The 16,772-nt window shown below is 51.5% G+C and carries 16 protein-coding genes and 1 pseudogene; 12 read left to right on the top strand and 5 right to left on the bottom strand.

What is annotated here, in order from left to right; genetic code table 11:
• Positions 1 to 60: 60 nt before the first annotated feature.
• Positions 61 to 972: a uridine diphosphate-N-acetylglucosamine-binding protein YvcK gene (gene yvcK / locus KDD30_RS03995; RefSeq protein WP_211647502.1), complete on the top strand. Its 912-nt coding sequence runs from the start codon at positions 61 to 63 to the stop codon at positions 970 to 972.
• On the opposite strand, the gene KDD30_RS03990 is transcribed toward yvcK, so the two are convergent.
• The 3 genes from KDD30_RS03990 to uvrB form a co-directional block, all read right to left on the bottom strand.
• Positions 934 to 1,293: an Hpt domain-containing protein gene (locus KDD30_RS03990; RefSeq protein WP_211647501.1), complete on the bottom strand. Its 360-nt coding sequence runs from the start codon at positions 1,291 to 1,293 to the stop codon at positions 934 to 936. The two genes, yvcK and KDD30_RS03990, sit on opposite strands and share 39 nt — an antisense overlap.
• The gene (luxO, locus tag KDD30_RS03985; protein ID WP_211647500.1) at positions 1,294 to 2,733 is read right to left on the bottom strand and encodes a quorum-sensing sigma-54 dependent transcriptional regulator LuxO; all 1,440 of its coding nucleotides are present in this window, start codon (positions 2,731 to 2,733) and stop codon (positions 1,294 to 1,296) included.
• Positions 2,734 to 3,127: 394 nt separating this feature from the next.
• Positions 3,128 to 5,149, bottom strand: coding sequence for an excinuclease ABC subunit UvrB (gene uvrB / locus KDD30_RS03980; RefSeq protein ID WP_211647499.1), 2,022 nt, complete (start codon positions 5,147 to 5,149; stop codon positions 3,128 to 3,130).
• Between the two features lie 666 nt (positions 5,150 to 5,815).
• Between uvrB and rsxA the strand changes: the two genes are divergently transcribed.
• The 8 genes and pseudogenes from rsxA (at position 5,816) to gloA (ending at position 13,164) form a co-directional block, all read left to right on the top strand.
• On the top strand, positions 5,816 to 6,397 hold the full coding sequence (rsxA, locus tag KDD30_RS03975) for an electron transport complex subunit RsxA (RefSeq protein ID WP_211647498.1): 582 nt from the start codon (positions 5,816 to 5,818) through the stop codon (positions 6,395 to 6,397).
• Positions 6,398 to 6,402: 5 nt separating this feature from the next.
• Positions 6,403 to 6,987 (top strand): electron transport complex subunit RsxB, encoded by a 585-nt coding sequence (rsxB, locus tag KDD30_RS03970; protein WP_211647497.1) that lies wholly within the window; start codon positions 6,403 to 6,405, stop codon positions 6,985 to 6,987.
• 5 nt (positions 6,988 to 6,992) lie between these two features.
• Positions 6,993 to 9,601: pseudogene (gene rsxC / locus KDD30_RS03965) on the top strand (electron transport complex subunit RsxC).
• Between the two features lie 2 nt (positions 9,602 to 9,603).
• Positions 9,604 to 10,650: an electron transport complex subunit RsxD gene (gene rsxD / locus KDD30_RS03960; RefSeq protein WP_211647496.1), complete on the top strand. Its 1,047-nt coding sequence runs from the start codon at positions 9,604 to 9,606 to the stop codon at positions 10,648 to 10,650.
• A gap of 11 nt (positions 10,651 to 10,661) precedes the next feature.
• On the top strand, positions 10,662 to 11,294 hold the full coding sequence (gene rsxG, locus KDD30_RS03955) for an electron transport complex subunit RsxG (protein WP_211649517.1): 633 nt from the start codon (positions 10,662 to 10,664) through the stop codon (positions 11,292 to 11,294).
• Positions 11,295 to 11,299: 5 nt separating this feature from the next.
• Entirely contained in the window at positions 11,300 to 12,004 is a 705-nt protein-coding gene (locus tag KDD30_RS03950) for an electron transport complex subunit E (protein ID WP_211647495.1), read from the top strand.
• A gap of 106 nt (positions 12,005 to 12,110) precedes the next feature.
• Positions 12,111 to 12,752, top strand: coding sequence for an endonuclease III (nth, locus tag KDD30_RS03945; protein WP_211647494.1), 642 nt, complete (start codon positions 12,111 to 12,113; stop codon positions 12,750 to 12,752).
• A gap of 16 nt (positions 12,753 to 12,768) precedes the next feature.
• The gene (gene gloA / locus KDD30_RS03940; protein WP_211647493.1) at positions 12,769 to 13,164 is read left to right on the top strand and encodes a lactoylglutathione lyase; all 396 of its coding nucleotides are present in this window, start codon (positions 12,769 to 12,771) and stop codon (positions 13,162 to 13,164) included.
• Positions 13,165 to 13,218: 54 nt separating this feature from the next.
• On the opposite strand, the gene KDD30_RS03935 is transcribed toward gloA, so the two are convergent.
• Positions 13,219 to 13,563 carry a hypothetical protein gene (locus tag KDD30_RS03935; RefSeq protein ID WP_249199189.1) on the bottom strand — a complete coding sequence of 115 codons (345 nt, stop codon included), beginning with the start codon at positions 13,561 to 13,563 and terminating at the stop codon, positions 13,219 to 13,221.
• A gap of 183 nt (positions 13,564 to 13,746) precedes the next feature.
• Between KDD30_RS03935 and KDD30_RS03930 the strand changes: the two genes are divergently transcribed.
• Both KDD30_RS03930 and KDD30_RS03925 read left to right on the top strand, forming a co-directional pair.
• Positions 13,747 to 14,358: a superoxide dismutase gene (locus KDD30_RS03930; RefSeq protein WP_211647492.1), complete on the top strand. Its 612-nt coding sequence runs from the start codon at positions 13,747 to 13,749 to the stop codon at positions 14,356 to 14,358.
• 14 nt (positions 14,359 to 14,372) lie between these two features.
• Complete coding sequence (locus tag KDD30_RS03925) at positions 14,373 to 14,816, top strand: DUF2753 family protein (protein WP_211647491.1); 444 nt, start codon at positions 14,373 to 14,375, stop codon at positions 14,814 to 14,816.
• 56 nt (positions 14,817 to 14,872) lie between these two features.
• Here KDD30_RS03925 and KDD30_RS03920 read toward each other — a convergent pair whose 3' ends face one another.
• Positions 14,873 to 15,760 (bottom strand): OmpA family protein, encoded by an 888-nt coding sequence (locus tag KDD30_RS03920; protein ID WP_371826079.1) that lies wholly within the window; start codon positions 15,758 to 15,760, stop codon positions 14,873 to 14,875.
• Between the two features lie 182 nt (positions 15,761 to 15,942).
• Here KDD30_RS03920 and rnt point away from each other — a divergent pair, with 182 nt between their 5' ends.
• Positions 15,943 to 16,608 carry a ribonuclease T gene (rnt, locus tag KDD30_RS03915; protein WP_211647489.1) on the top strand — a complete coding sequence of 222 codons (666 nt, stop codon included), beginning with the start codon at positions 15,943 to 15,945 and terminating at the stop codon, positions 16,606 to 16,608.
• Positions 16,609 to 16,772: the final 164 nt, after the last annotated feature.

The following is a 16,772-nucleotide window of genomic DNA, read 5'->3' as shown; positions in this document are numbered from 1 at the left end:
TTGCTGTGCTGGCCTTCGGTACACTCTGTTCGCAGAATATTCACTCTCAGACACAAGCACATGACCAGCCAACCCTCTTCTGATTCTCAATTATCACGCGCAAAAGTTGTTGCTATTGGTGGCGGCCACGGACTTGGGCGGATTCTTTCTTCGCTCTCTGACCTGGGTTCCAATGTCACCGGTGTTGTAGCCACCACAGATAACGGCGGTTCCACAGGCAGAATTCGTGCTTCCATGGGGGGCATTGCCTGGGGCGACACCAGAAACTGTATTAATCAGCTCATTACGGAACCTTCTATCGGTTCCATGTTGTTTGAATACAGGTTCAGGGGGAACGGAGAACTCAACGGCCACAATCTGGGGAACCTGATCCTAAGTGCCTTAGACAATCTGTGTATCCGCCCCTTAGAAGCCATCAACCTGATCCGGGAAATTTTACACGTCGAGACCTATATTCTGCCGATGTCCGAACATCCAACTGATCTGGCAGCATGGCTCCCGGATGGCACGATTGTCAGCGGCGAAACCAGTATTGATGAACTCCAACAGATCCCCAAGCGCTTACTGATCGAGCCGTCCGTTCCGGCAACCAAAGAAACACTGGTTGCCATCAAACAAGCTGATTTGATCCTGCTAGGACCAGGCAGCTTTCTGACCAGCATTATGCCGCCATTACTCCTGAGCGATCTTGCCCATGAATTAAAAGTGTGTAACGCGCCGATTTACTTCATTGCCAATCTCGACAAAGAAAAAGGACCGGCGGGGAACATGTCGCTGGAAACCATGCTGCACTGGTGTGAACGTGCGATGGGGGGAAGAAAAATCGATGGCATTCTGTCCGCACAACACCATCCGGAGCTTGCAGCGGATTATGAACAAGTGGTTGGGGAGTTTGCCTCCCGCAACCACGAATGGCGTCATGACAGACAGAAATTAAAAAATGCGGTTGAAAGCCTCCTGATTCGAGGCTAAATGTCGATACTGTTGCGCCATATCACCAACCAGTTCCTGTAGCTCAGGTAAGTGTTCACTGACCCAAGTTTCTTGTCCCTGTTTCACACGGGACTCGCACTCCTGAGCCATCAGGGCTAAATCATCGGCCCCGAAACTGGCCGCACTGCTTTTAATTGCGTGACTGATTTCGCGGACTTGCATGACACTTGGCTGCTCTGCCAATTGCTGTAAGTACTGCTCTAACTCACCGCTGAAAACTTCAAGCAAGAGTGCAACAGTTTCCTGACCAACTTCTTCAGCCAGCCGCTTTAATGTTGCTTCGTTAATCATGGCAGTCATCTACTCTTTCTCCCTTTGACTACTTTCAGCCTCTTGCCAAGCCTGTAACTTTCGATAAATCGTAGAGGGACTCACTTCAAGCAGTCCGGCCGCACGGGGAATATTTCCATCACAAACTGCGATAGCATTCTGAATCGTGCGTTTCTCTACGCTCCACAAAGGTTCAATCTGGGCCGGTGACGTTGCCTGAGGCTTCTCAGCAGCAACAACCGAAACAGACGGCGTAGGCTCACCAGGATAAGATGCAATTTCAGCGCCAGATTCTGAGGTTACCGATGGCGGAAGCATTTGCATGAGCACTTCTTCGCCATCATTCAATACAACAATGTTCCGAATCACATTTTGCAGCTCCCGGACATTCCCCGGCCAGGTGTGATAACGAAACCGTTCGAGCACATCCGGCGCAAAACGGCTGAAGCGTTTTCCTTCTTCAACCGAGATGTGGCCGAGCAAAGCATGTGCAATTTCAATGACATCGTCCGCACGTTCCCGTAAAGGTGGCAGGCTGATTGGAATCACATGGAGTCGATAATAGAGATCTTCACGGAATCGGCCTTGCTTCACCTCTTCCCAGGGATTTCGGTTGGTCGCACAGACAAAACGGACATCCACCGCATTCGTGACCGAAGATCCCACCTTCTGATAAGTACCGGTTTGGATGAAGCGTAGCAATTTGCTTTGCAATTCCAAATCCATTTCGCAAAGCTCATCAAGAAACAAGGTGCCTTTGTTCGCAAGTTCCACAGCACCCTGCCGTTCGGTCAGTGCACCAGTAAAGGCACCTTTGACATGCCCGAACAACTCACTTTCAATCAGCTCTTTCGGAATCGCGGCACAGTTTAAGGCCACAAAAGGCATGTTCGAGCGCGGACTGGCCGCATGGACTGCCTCGGCACACACCTCTTTCCCGGTTCCGCTTTCGCCGGTAATAAAGACCGTTGCCTTACTGGAAGCAGCCGATTCAATCACACGATAAACGGCCTGCATCGGCAAACTGGTTCCGATAAAGCCTTGGTATTGTGCACCTTGTGTCAAATCTGCCCGGGTTCGGCTGTTTTCCTGATCGCGCTTCAACGCATTATTGACCGTGATCCGCAGCCGATCCGCTTCACAAGGTTTGATCAGAAAATCTTTCGCGCCAAACCGCATGGCCTCCACAGCCACATCAATGGAACCATGGGCTGTCATGATCACGACCGGCAGCTTCGGATGGTTTTGCCGGATTTCTTCAAGAACCGCCATCCCAGTCATATCCGGTAACCGTAAATCCAGTAAAACCAGATCGGGCACAAAGGATTGAAATGCTTTGAGCGCATCAGACCCAGTGCCAACAATTTTGACATCCAAACCCAGAGGATTCAGGTAGGATTTGTACAAAGCCGCCACTGAAGCCGTATCTTCGACCATCAGGACCTGCCGTACTTTCAGCTGATTCTCCATGCATCCTCCAAAGCAGAATTATTGATGTAATTGTAATCAATAGAAAAAATGACTGCCTGCTGATATCTTTGCATTGTTGAACTTTTCCATTTCGCATTGCAAATCGGTTTGCAAAATGCAAAACCAACGTCCTTAGTATAACTTTTTTGTGCGCTGTGTGTGGGAAAAATCCCACTGAACGACTTTTTCCGGAGGGTAAAAAAGTTGGCACAGTTACTGCATCTATTATTACGACTCTGATAGAGTCAACCTAGCCAACTGACGTTGTTTGTGGAATATTTTCACTTAAACAATGATGCCAACCGAACTCATTTCCGGTTGGCTTTTTTTTATCTGCTGTTTAAGAAAGCTGGCAGCGAACGTCTGTCACTGCCAATCCGAGGACAACAAAAGGTTAACTGTTTGCGATAAACTGTTCACGCAAACGGTGGATCTGATCGCGTATCTGCGCTGCTTTTTCAAACTCAAGATTCTGCGCCATATCATACATTTGCGCTTCCAGCTTCTGGATTTCCAACTCCAGCTCCTGCGGCGACATCACTGAATAAGTCCCCTGCCGCTCAGCCACTTTGTGAAGTTGCTCTGCTTTGCTGGTACGACGGGTGCGACCCTGGCCGAGTTCAAGAATATCAGCGACTTGCTTATTCAGCGCCTGCGGCTCAATCCCACGCTGCTGATTGTATTCCTGTTGTTTTTCCCGACGCCGCTCTGTTTCTCCCATCGCACGCTGCATGGATCCCGTGATTCGGTCCGCATACAAAATCGCTTTTCCTGAGAGGTTCCTGGCCGCCCGGCCAATCGTCTGAATCAGGGATCGCTCGGAGCGCAGGAAACCTTCTTTATCCGCATCCAGAATGGCAACCAGAGAGACCTCCGGCATATCCAACCCCTCCCGCAACAGGTTGATCCCCACCAGCACATCGAATTCACCCAATCGCAAATCCCGGATTATTTCCACCCGCTCAACGGTATCAATATCGGAGTGCAGATAACGTACCCGGACACCGTGCTCATCCAGATATTCAGTCAGATCTTCTGCCATGCGCTTGGTCAGCGTCGTCACCAGCACCCGCTCATTCAGGGATTCACGAATCCGGATTTCAGACAACAGATCGTCCACCTGAGTCGTCACAGGGCGCACTTCAATGATGGGATCCAGTAATCCGGTCGGACGCACCACCTGCTCGGCCACATCCCCATCTGATTTGGTCAGCTCATAATCCCCGGGCGTCGCCGAGACATAAATTGTCTGTGGGGCAATGGCTTCAAACTCTTCAAACTTCATCGGCCGGTTATCCAGCGCGGAAGGCAGGCGGAAGCCGTACTCCACCAGATTCTCTTTCCGGGAACGGTCTCCCCGGAACATCGCGCCAATCTGCGACACCGTCACATGGGACTCATCAATAATGAGGAGGCCATCCGGCGGCAGGTAATCAAACAAGGTTGGTGGCGGCTCCCCCTCCGCGCGACCACTGAGGTAACGTGAGTAGTTCTCAATCCCGGAGCAGTAACCCAGCTCGTGCATCATTTCCAGATCAAACTGTGTGCGCTGGGTAATCCGTTGCTCTTCCACCAGCTTATTGTTGTCGAGCAGTTGCTGGCGCCGGATTTGTAAATCCGCCTTAATCTGATCGACGGCTTCCAGAATCTTTTCACGCGGGGTGACGTAATGTGTTTTCGGATAAATCGTTGCCCTGGGCAGATCTTTTTGAATCACAGCGCCCGTGAGCGGATCGAAGCGGCTGATCTGATCAACTTCTTCATCAAAGAGCTCAATGCGAATTGCGTCATGTTCAGACTCTGCCGGGAAGATATCAATGACTTCCCCGCGCACTCTAAAGGTGCCACGCTCAAACGCCAGATCGTTTCGGGTGTACTGCAATTCGGCTAAACGCCGGAGGATGTCACGCTGATCAATCATGTCGCCCCGACGCAGATGCAACATCATTTTCAGATAGGAATCCGGATCACCCAGGCCATAAATTGCAGAAACGGACGCGACAATCACCACATCCCTGCGCTCCAGCAAGGCTTTGGTGGCAGACAGCCGCATCTGCTCAATGTGCGCATTCACAGATGCATCTTTTTCGATAAAGGTATCTGTTGTCGGCACATAGGCTTCCGGCTGATAGTAATCGTAGTAAGACACGAAATATTCTACGGCGTTTTCCGGGAAAAATTCTTTCATCTCACCGTACAACTGTGCCGCCAGGGTTTTATTCGGCGCCAAAATTAAAGTGGGTCGGTTCGCCTGAGCGATCACATTCGCCATGGTAAAGGTTTTACCCGAACCAGTAACACCGAGCAAAGTCTGATGCGCCAGACCCGAATCCAAGCCCTCCAGAAGCTGGTTGATTGCTGTAGGCTGGTCACCCGAAGGAGAAAAAGACGAAGCCAGTTGAAACGCTTTACTCATGACATAATCCCAGAATAGGCCGGTGAGGTAGATTGTGTTCCCATTGTGCAACCGGGGATTCGGTTGTCAATAAAGAAACATAAAATGAAATATTGACCCCATCGAATCATCGGCGTACCATCATGCCCCTTGCTACTCATAAATGTTGATTCAAAACGTCAAAATTTTGTTGTTTCAGCGTTTTCCTTTCGAATCAATCCAGATTCAGAATATGAGCTGTATTCCACAGCTTTTCCTCAGAGCAATAGATTTCATACACAAGCCACTTTGGTGACTTTTCCACCGGTTACACGAAAACACGTCACCTCAAGTCAGCATTTTAACGATCAACATCCCTACAAGAAACAGCGAATTAGGCGAATGAATGATATCGATTACAAACAAAAGACTCAGTTCAAAGTTTCAGCAGTAGAAGTTTTCCCGTGCTCAATCAACACACTTATCCACAGTTTCCGTGGATAAGTACGCCAACCCCTTGTCCGTACTGAGTTAGCAAAGATCAAGATGATTTTTGCCTTTTCTGAATTTCACCTGAACCACCTTTGCGACCCCCAAAAAACCGATGAAAAAAACAGCAACTCTAAGAAACCGGAATGCGCAGGAGTTGTTATCCACCTCACAAACGCAGATAATGTACGGATCACTGGCAAGCATTAAAAAGATGGTATGACGGAATACCTGTTACTTCTGATCGGAACGGTCCTGGTCAACAATTTCGTTCTGGTCAAATTTCTCGGACTCTGCCCTTTTATGGGGGTCTCCAAAAAACTGGAAACCGCAATCGGGATGGGATTGGCGACCACCTTTGTGCTGACACTGGCGTCGGTATCTGCATATCTGGTTGAAGCCTATATCCTTGAGCCCCTCGGGATTGAATACCTCCGTACGCTGAGCTTTATCCTGGTGATTGCGGTGGTTGTTCAGTTCACAGAGATGGTGGTCCACAAAACCAGCCCGACCCTGTATCGGTTGCTGGGGATTTTCCTGCCTCTGATTACGACGAACTGTGCCGTGCTCGGGGTTGCCTTGCTGAACATCAATGAACGACATAACTTCATTGAATCCGTGGTTTACGGGTTTGGCGCTGCGGTTGGCTTTTCTCTGGTTCTGGTCCTGTTTGCGGCCATGCGTGAACGAATCGCTGCAGCCGATGTCCCCTCGCCGTTCAAAGGTGCATCCATTGCGATGATCACTGCGGGCTTAATGTCGCTTGCCTTCATGGGCTTCACCGGATTAGTGAAACTGTAAGTATTATGAGTGGAATATTCATTGCCATCATCGCGATCGCCATTCTGGCCGCGGTCTTCGGCCTGATTCTTGGGTTTGCAGCGATTCGCTTCAAAGTCGAATCCGATCCGATTGTTGAACAAATTGACGCGATTTTGCCACAAACCCAGTGCGGCCAGTGCGGTTACCCGGGTTGCCGCCCCTATGCTGAAGCCATTGCCAATGGCGATGAAATCAATAAGTGCCCTCCGGGCGGACAGGCCACCATTGAAAAACTGGCCGATCTCATGGGTGTTGAAGTCAAAGACTCCGCCCACGACGCCGAAAAAAGCATTAAAAAAGTCGCCTTTATTCATGAAGACATGTGTATTGGCTGCACCAAATGTATTCAGGCCTGTCCGGTAGATGCAATTGCCGGCGCAACCAAAGCACTACATACCGTCATTAAAGACGAATGCACCGGATGTGATCTCTGTGTTGCCCCCTGCCCGACCGATTGTATTGAAATGATTCCGGTCGAATCGACGCCGGAAAGCTGGCGCTGGAATCTGGATCAAATCCCTGTGGTCAACCTTCCTGCCACTGAGCACCACGGCCAAAAGGTAGAATAACCGTCATGCTGTCTATCATCGAACAACTGAAACTGGGAAAACTTTGGGATTTTCCGGGGGGATCCATCCGCCGGAACAAAAAAACCAGTCGAATCAACAGACAATCGCGGAAGCTTTACTGCCTGACGAACTGGTCATCCCACTGAAGCAACATTTAGGGGCTGTGGGCAGCCTGTCTGTCAAAGCGGGCGACAAAGTGCTCAAAGGCCAGGTGTTGACCCAAACCGATGTCGCCCTGAGTGTGCCTGTACACGCCCCAACCTCCGGTGTGATCCGTGCGATTGAATCCCGCACCATCGCCCACCCGTCTGGCCTGTCCGATCGCTGTATCATCATTGCGCCCGACGGCGAAGATCGCTGGGGCGACAAACACCCGGTTGCAGATTATCGCCAGATGGAGCCGGCTGATCTGATTGATCATATCCGCAGTTGTGGCATCTCCGGCATGGGAGGGGCTGGTTTCCCGACCGCCCGTAAGCTCCAGAGTGCGCTGGGTAAAACGGATCTGCTCATCATCAATGCCGCTGAATGCGAACCTTACATCACGGCGGACGATCGTCTGATGCAAGACCATGCGGAAGACATCGTGCAGGGCATCCGGATCATCAGCCATATCCTGCAGCCGACAATGACCGTCATCGGGATTGAAGACAATAAACCGGAAGCCATCCAAGCCCTCAAAGCAGCCGTCACCGAGCAGGATGGAATATTCATTCGGGTCATCCCGACCAAGTATCCTTCCGGCGGCGAAAAACAGCTGATCAAAATTCTTACCGGCCGGGAAGTTCCGACACAAGGAATTCCGGCCGATATTGGCATCATGATGCAGAACATCGGGACAGCACACGCAATCAAACGCGCCGTGATTGACGGCGAACCCTTGATTCAGCGCGTGGTCACCGTTACAGGCCAGGCCGTGAAAACCCCTGGCAACACCTGGGCTTTGCTGGGCACACCCGTTCAGTTTCTCCTGAACCGCTTTGGTTACACAATCGATAAGAAACTGCCCCGTGTCATTATGGGCGGCCCGATGATGGGCTTTACCTTGCCCCACACTGAAGTGCCCATCACCAAAACAGCCAACTGTGTTTTGGCACCCAGCCGCAAAGAGCTGACGTCACCGAACGACGAAATGTCCTGTATCCGCTGCACCGCCTGTGCCGAAGCTTGCCCGGTATCGCTGCTGCCTCAGCAACTTCAGTGGTACGCCAAAGATGGCGATTATGACAAGTGTGAAGAATACAACCTGTTCGATTGTATCGAATGTGGTGCCTGCGCTTATGTTTGCCCAAGTGAAATTCCACTGGTTCATTATTATCGTCAGGCCAAGGCAGAGATTCGTCACCGCAAGCAAGATGAGCTGAGTGCAGACCGCGCTAAACTTCGTTTTGAAGCGAAAAAAGCACGAATGGAGCGCGAAAAAGAAGAACGGGAGCAGCGCTTCAAGAAAGCCGCAGACCAGCGTCAGAAAGAGATGGCGGCCAAGGGTGGCGATGATGCTGTTGCCGCAGCCATCGCTCGTGTGAAAGCGAAAAAAGAAGCGGATGCTGCAAGTACTGAAGTGAAGCCAGCGGTTGCGGCCGCCATCGCGAAAGCAAAAGCCAAGCAGGCAGCAGCCATGGCAGAAGCGCAATCTGGTGATTCCGGAGAAGCCATCACACCAGATAACAGCGAGATGGCCAAACTGCGCGAACAACGCAAGCAAGAAGCCAGAGCACGAAAAGCCGAGAAAGCTGCCGCTGCAAAAGCTGAACCTTCTGAAACCCCAGCCTCGGCAGATGAGAAAAAAGCCGCCGTTGCTGCTGCAATTGCCCGCGCCAAAGCGAAAAAAGCAGCGCAAGCGGCCGGAGAAAACACGGACGCTGAACAGGCCCCGGCTGAATCCCACTCCGTCGCATCAGCAGACAAGCAGGACGCTGCGGATCCCAAAAAAGCCGCCGTGGCTGCCGCGATTGCCCGCGCCAAAGCGAAAAAAGCAGCGCAAGCGGCCGGAGAAAATACGAACGCTGAACAGGCCCCGGCTGAATCCCACTCCGTCGCATCAGCAGACAAGCAAGACGCTGCGGATCCCAAAAAAGCCGCCGTAGCTGCCGCAATTGCGCGCGCGAAAGCAAGAAAAGCGGCCAAAGCGGCTGAGGCGCAGGCTGCACCCGAAGAGGCATCTGCGGACGTTCAGCCAACGCCTTCTGAAACAACGCAAGCGCCAGCCGATCCCAAGAAAGCGGCTGTCGCGGCAGCGATTGCCCGCGCTAAGGCAAGAAAAGCCGCGCAAGCTGCCGGAGATAACACGGACGCTGAAAATGCGCAGGCTGAATCCCAATCCGTCACATCAGCAGACAAGCAGGACGATGCGGATCCCAAAAAAGCCGCCGTGGCTGCCGCAATTGCGCGCGCGAAAGCAAGAAAAGCGGCCAAAGCGGCTGAGGAGCAGGCTGCACCCGAAGAGGCATCTGCGGACGATCAGCCAGAACCTTCTGAAAAAACGCAAGCGCCAGCCGATCCCAAGAAAGCAGCTGTCGCTGCGGCCATTGCCCGCGCGAAAGCCCGGAAAGCGGCACAGGAAGCCGCCAGTAAAAACGCTGACAATCAACACAAAACAGACGAGGATAGCTAACCGTGGCTTTTAATATTGCCAGTTCTCCCCACGCGCACAGTCGTCGCAGCACCCATGACATCATGCGCAACGTCCTTTTGTGTTGTGCTCTTGGCTTTGCTGCGCAATGTTACTTTTTCGGTTGGGGCGTTCTTGTTCAGGTCTTGTTCGCAGGCAGCCTGGCCATCATCGCAGAATCTGCGGTACTGGTACTCCGAAAACGCAGGGTTCGTCAGGTCCGTGACAACAGCGCCCTGCTGACCGGCGTATTGCTTGGCTTATCCATTCCCCCGCTGGCGCCCTGGTGGATCACCGTCATTGGGATCTTTTTTGCCATTGTCATCGCCAAACATCTGTACGGTGGTCTGGGGCAAAATCTGTTCAACCCGGCGATGGTGGCTTATGTGGTGCTGCTGATCTCTTTCCCGGTGCCCATGACGTCCTGGCTGCCGCCCGCGGCCATCAGTGAACATCCGGTCACGCTCATGGAAAGCCTTCAGGTTATTTTTACCGGCTTTACCACAGATGGTTTCAGCGTCCACCAGCTCCGGAACGGAATTGATGGCGTCACCATGGCCACACCACTGGATACCATCAAAACCGCAATGAAAGCCGGATTTACGGCCACTGAAGCCATGGACAGCCCTGTTTTCAGCGGACTGGCTGGCGTTGGCTGGACTTGGGTGAACCTTGGATTCCTGATTGGCGGCCTGATACTGCTTAAGCTGCGAATCATCCAATGGCAGATCCCGGTTGCCATGCTGGCATCGCTCTTTGTAATCAGCAGCCTGGGCTATCTCATCAGCCCGGACGGCACCGCATCACCCATGGTTCATCTGCTTTCCGGTGCCACCATGCTGGGCGCATTTTTCATTGCCACCGATCCGGTCTCGGCTTCGACCACGACCAAGGGCCGGCTCATTTTTGGCGCCATGATCGGAATTCTGACATACCTGATCCGCACCTTCGGTGGTTTTCCGGATGGTGTGGCGTTCAGCGTATTGCTGGCAAACATGTGTGTCCCGCTGATTGACTACTATACTCGTCCGCGCACTTACGGTCATTCCTAGGAGCAGCCATGATACTGAAGAATATGCAAAAAAACGGGGGCATTTTGGCACTGTCAGCCCTGCTGGCAACGGCACTGGTTGCTCTGACGCATCAAGTCACGGCTTCCCGGATTCAGGAGCAGGAACAAAAACAACTGCTTCAGGTGCTGAATCAGGTCATCCCGAAAGACAACCATGATAATGAGCTTTATAAACACTGCACCCTGATTCAGGATCAGGAACACCTGGGAACCAGTGAGCCCATGCCTGCCTATCTGGCGACTCAGGCAGATCAGCCCAGTGGCGTTGCCATTGAAGCCATCGCACCCGATGGCTACAACGGGGCGATCAAAATCATCGTGGGCCTGGATATGACAGGAACAGTGACAGGGGTTCGTGTGTTGGCCCATCAGGAAACACCTGGGCTCGGCGACAAAATTGATACCCGGATCACCCGCTGGATTGACAGCTTTACCGGCCGAAAACTCAACGGAGAAAAAGATCCCCGCTGGGCGGTCCGTAAAGACGGAGGAGACTTCGACCAGTTCACCGGGGCGACAATTACGCCGCGCGCCGTGGTGAATGCGGTCAAACGTGTGTCCCTCTACTTTGATGCGCATGGGGAATCCCTGTTCACACAACCCGCAAACTGCGAAGGAGTCTGAGCCTCATGAGTTCTGCGCAAAATAAAGAGTTAATGGCCAATGGCCTCTGGCACAACAACCCGGCGATTGTTCAGTTACTGGGGTTATGTCCGCTGCTGGCGGTTTCAGCCACAGTCACCAACGCACTGGGACTTGGCATTGCCACCACTATGGTTCTGGTCGGGTCAAACCTGATTGTCTCGCTGATTCGGGAATGGGTGCCCAGCGAAGTTCGGATTCCCATTTTTGTCATGATCATCGCGGCCCTGGTGACCTGTGTCCAGTTACTGATGAATGCCTACACCTACGGGCTGTTCCTGTCGCTGGGGATTTTTATTCCCCTCATCGTCACCAATTGCATCATCATTGGCCGGGCCGAATCATTTGCCTCTAAAAATGCCCCGATGCCCGCCGTGATAGATGGTCTCTGGATGGGATTGGGCATGACAGCGGTGTTGGTTGTTCTGGGGGCTGGCCGGGAGATTCTGGGGAATGGCACCCTGTTTGATGGCGCAGACCGGCTGCTGGGCGACTGGGCTGCCGTGCTGCGAATCGAAGTCTTCAGTACCGACAATAATTTCCTGCTGGCCATGCTGCCGCCGGGGGCGTTCATCGGCGTCGGTTTTCTGATCGCGCTGAAAAACATCATCGACAAGAAGCGTGCAGAAAAAACCAAAGTCGCCGAGCAGAAGCCAGAAATCGAGCGGGTGCGAATTACCTCCGCGAATTAAATGTTGTTGTCTTGCGATCACCGCAGACATAGATTCAGACACAGGTTTCCGGCATCCCTACAGACTCAACTGCCGGAACCTGCCTTGCTGAACGAAGGAAGCGAGCATGAATAACCAGAAACGCGTTCAAATCCTTGAGCGATTGCGGGCCGAAAACCCACATCCGGAAACAGAGCTCAACTGGAGCACCCCCTTTGAACTCCTGATTGCCGTGCTGCTCTCAGCGCAGGCAACTGATGTCAGTGTCAACAAAGCGACCGACAAACTATATCCGGTCGCCAACACGCCTGAAACCATCCTGGCTCTGGGTGTCGAAGGCGTGAAGGAATATATTAAAACCATCGGCTTGTTTAACTCTAAAGCTGAGAACGTCATCAAAACCTGCCGGATTCTGGTGGAGCAACACGGCGGTGAAGTCCCTGAAAACCGTGAAGCACTGGAAGCCTTGCCGGGCGTTGGCCGGAAAACCGCAAATGTTGTTCTCAATACCGCCTTTGGCTGGCCGACAATTGCTGTTGATACCCATATTTTCCGGGTGTCGAATCGCACCAAGTTTGCTATGGGCAAGAATGTCGACGAAGTGGAACAAAAACTTCTGAAAGTGGTGCCCAAAGAATTTAAAGTCGACGTGCATCATTGGCTGATCCTGCACGGTCGTTATACCTGTGTTGCCCGAAAACCCCGTTGTGGCAGCTGCATTATTGAAGATCTTTGTGAATTCAAAGAGAAAGTTTATCCGAACGAATAAACCAGAGGAGACAGACATGGCTAACGGACAAATTTTACACACGATGCTCCGGGTTGGCGATCTGGACCGTTCAATCGCATTCTATACAGACGTGATGGGCATGAAGCTGCTGAGACAATCAGAAAACGAAGCCTATCAGTATACACTGGCTTTCGTGGGATATGCTGATGAGTCGGAAGGCGCTGTCATTGAGCTGACCTATAACTGGGGCACCTCAGAATACGATATGGGCACCGCGTTTGGGCACATTGCCATTGGCGTTGAAGATATTTACGCCACCTGTGACGCCATCAAGCAAGCGGGCGGAAACGTGACACGTGAACCGGGTCCGGTGAAAGGCGGGACCACACATATCGCGTTTGTCCGGGATCCGGACGGTTATCAGATTGAATTGATCCAGCGCGAGGCCTGAAAGCGTGTGGGCAGGATGCCTGCCCACAATCCAACGTTCTGTTACACCCGCTGGTTATTCCACCTTGCCAAAATACTCAATGACTTCGGCCCGATAATTCTCTGATTCGTTGCCAGGTTCCATCACCTCAACAGAGTAGTATGGCATTTTCGACGCTTTCAGTTTTTCCAGCACGTTTGCCGTGAGATTATCCGCACTCACCGTACTGAACACTTCATAGGTTGCAGCTTTGTTCAGTCCCATTTCTTCAGCTTGCTCTTTCGTCACTAACTGAGCCTGAGTTGCTGCAGCAATTTCTTCTTTCAGCATCTCCAATCCACTGTTGGTGATATTTTTTTCTTCTGCAACAGCGGAAGTGACTGAAAGAATCATTGCCATAGCCATCAGTTGCCATTTCATATGCACACCACGCTTTTTCTCGATAGATTTTTTGTCTGTTTCACCTTCGCTTTTATCAATCTAGCGTTTTTTGCATCCCTCTCAGCTTCAATGTTGAGATCTCAGCGCATTCAGACTTAAACTTATTGATAATGATAAACGATCTCATTACTATTTAGATCTTTCATAAAAGGAGGACAGCCCATGTCATTTCAATTCCCGGCCCTGCCCTATGCATACGATGCACTCGAACCTTACATCGACGCCAAAACGATGGAAGTGCATTACAGCCGTCACCACAGAACCTATTTCGACAAGTTCATCAGTGCAATTCAGGGAACACCGCTGGCAGAACAAAGCTTTGAAGCAATCTTTTCACGGGTTTCAGAGCTCAACCCTGCGGTTCGCAACCACGGGGGCGGTTTCTATAACCACAACCTGTATTGGATTTGCATGTCACCGAATGGTGGCGGCCAACCGGGCGGATTGCTGGCGGAAGCCATTCGCTGCCACTTTGGCAGCTTTGATGATTTTCAGGCTGCATTCTCCGAAGCGGCTGCCACCCATTTTGGTTCCGGCTTTATCTGGCTGTCTGTGGTCGATGGCAGACTAGAGATCTCCACCACGGGAAATCAGGACAACCCGCTTATGGATGTGGTCGAAAAACGCGGGACGCCTATTCTGGCGCTGGATGTCTGGGAACATGCCTATTATCTGTCGTATCAGAACAAACGCCCTGAATACATTGATGCCTGGTGGCATGTGGTCGATTGGGAGCAGGTAGAACAAAACTACCTGGAGACGCTCCAACAGTAACAGGAGGAAACACAATGAACGTGTCACGGTGGGAAATGCATACCTTACTGGCCGCTGAAGCTGAAAAAGCCGAGAAGCCGATGATGTCTGTGATTCATTACCAGCTCGCACTGGCCGAATCGCAGCAACTGGAAGCCATTGAAGGGACCCAGGATGAGCTGGAAGAGTTACTGGCAATTAAGGTCACTGCCTGCCATAACATGGCGAGCTTCTGGCGTAAGCAGGGAGATAAAGACTACGAACTCAAATATTTGCAGCTGGCTTCGGAACAGATCATGGCGCTGATTCCGCAATGCCCTCACCGTGAATGTGAAGCCTTCATCAGTTCATTGGGCTGCTGTAAGTCCGCATTGATTGATTTCCTCAAGCGGCATCCAAACCCTCGGGTGGCCCAGCAAGTGGCACATATCACCACCTCGAATCAGTGCGAACTCATCGCCCGCTTCCGTTTACAGTGAGTGGAACGCCTGCACCCACCCGACAACGTCGGCATGGGTCGCAGGCCCTGTTCATGTTACAGAATGCTGGAACTGCGTCCCATCGAAATGACCACCCGACGGTTTTTGTTTCGTCCGATCGGGGTGCTGTTGTCTGCGATCGGGCGACGCTCACCGAATCCCTGGACCTGAATACGGTCTTTCGGTAACCCCAGTGACACAAAGTAATCTTCCAGTTTCTCGGCTCGACGTTCAGAGAGCACCTGATTGGTATTTTTTCCGCCTGATGAGTCGCTGTAAGTGGCCACCAGCACCAGGTCGATATCTTCGCTGTATTTAATGAAATCCGCGATCTGCGCCAGTCGTTTCCGGGACGCTTTATTCAGCTCATCGCTGTTTTTGTCATAATGCAGCACAGTGAAGGAAATATCTTCAAAGTTGTACGGCAGCAAATTGGCAAGACAGGTACTGAAGGCACTGTACCCCGCACTGAATGCCACCGCAGACAAACCAACGTTGACACGCTCGCTGCGGTGCTGCCAGTCGGCGTAGCTGAATGTCGGAATTTTACCTTCTTCCAGTTCAGACAGCATGGTCCAGGCCATTTGCCCGCCCACATAACCATCGAACTGCTTGAAAAACTTCAGTTTTGCCAGCGGCTCTGCAGCTTCACCCGGTCGCCAGCGAGGCGGCATCGAGACCAGCGTAACATTGCTTGTCTGGCCCAAAGGACGACGCATACTCAGTTCAAAATCCAGATTGATTTTTTTACTGGCACGGGAGGTAAAGGACGCCTGACCAAAATGCGGGATGTCATGCTGAAGCTGACATTCCAATGGCGTCGCTGTTGCCATCTTCCAGGCCGATTCTGCCGGGGTCGCAACATAGTACTTTCCGGCCCATGCCTGTGAGCAGACACTCAGCAGTGAGAAAGTCAAAGCCCCCAGCTTTAATGGCAACGTCATTTTTTTCATCCGGTCAAACCTACTTGCAAGAACTCAATATTGTATCGGATTTTCGCGCAAAATCTTTAATTCAGTTTTCGCTTTATGGCTCTGTATCAATGTATTCGCGCCTGAGGATGAGGGTTTAGCTTAATTTCCAGATCTGACATAATGCTGGCTTCATTTTTATCAGCAGCAATCTCATGAGCCAAGAAAACACACAACATACCCTGAAAAGTCGCTTTCGTGGTTTCTTCCCTGTGGTCGTCGATGTCGAAACGGCCGGATTCAATGCCGGTACAGATGCTCTGCTGGAGATCTGTGCGGTGACACTGACAATGGATGAAGAAGGATGGCTGAAACCAGCCACAACTCTGCACTTCCACATCACCCCTTTTGAAGGTGCAGTCATTCATCAGGAAGCGTTAGATTTCAATGGGATCAAAGACCCCTTCAGCCCGTTGCGTGGTGCCGTGACCGAAGAAGAAGCGTTGAAAGAGATCTACAAAGTCATTCGTAAAGAGCAAAAAGCCGAAGGCTGCTCGCGCGCAATTATGGTGGCCCACAATGCCAATTTCGATCACAGCTTTGTCATGGCGGCATCTGAGCGAGCGAACCTGAAACGCATCCCTTTCCATCCGTTTGCAACCTTTGATACGGCAGCTTTAAGCGGTTTGGCATGGGGGCAAACTGTCCTAGCAAAAGCTTGCGAAGCTGCTGGTATTCCGTTTAATAATAAAGAAGCCCATTCCGCGCTCTATGATACAGAACGAACCGCAGAATTATTTTGTGAGATCGTTAACAAATGGAAAAAATTAGGCGGATGGCCTGTCGCTGCACTTCAAACAGATGAAGAAATCGAGAGTTAGCAAACAAGCACCAACACTCATCAGACCTCTTACCAAAGTCCCAGCATTGCTGGGCCTTTTCTGTCATTCATAAACAATCCGACACCCAATCTTAAACAATTGTTTAAAACAAACTTAAATAATACACTGTGCAAAACCGCAGTTTAACCCGCAAACAGCTTGTT

The organism is Photobacterium sp. GJ3, assembly GCF_018199995.1.
GTDB lineage: Bacteria > Pseudomonadota > Gammaproteobacteria > Enterobacterales > Vibrionaceae > Photobacterium.
The sequence above is the reverse complement of the archived record's forward strand: the minus strand, read 5'-3'. Positions and strand labels throughout refer to the sequence as shown.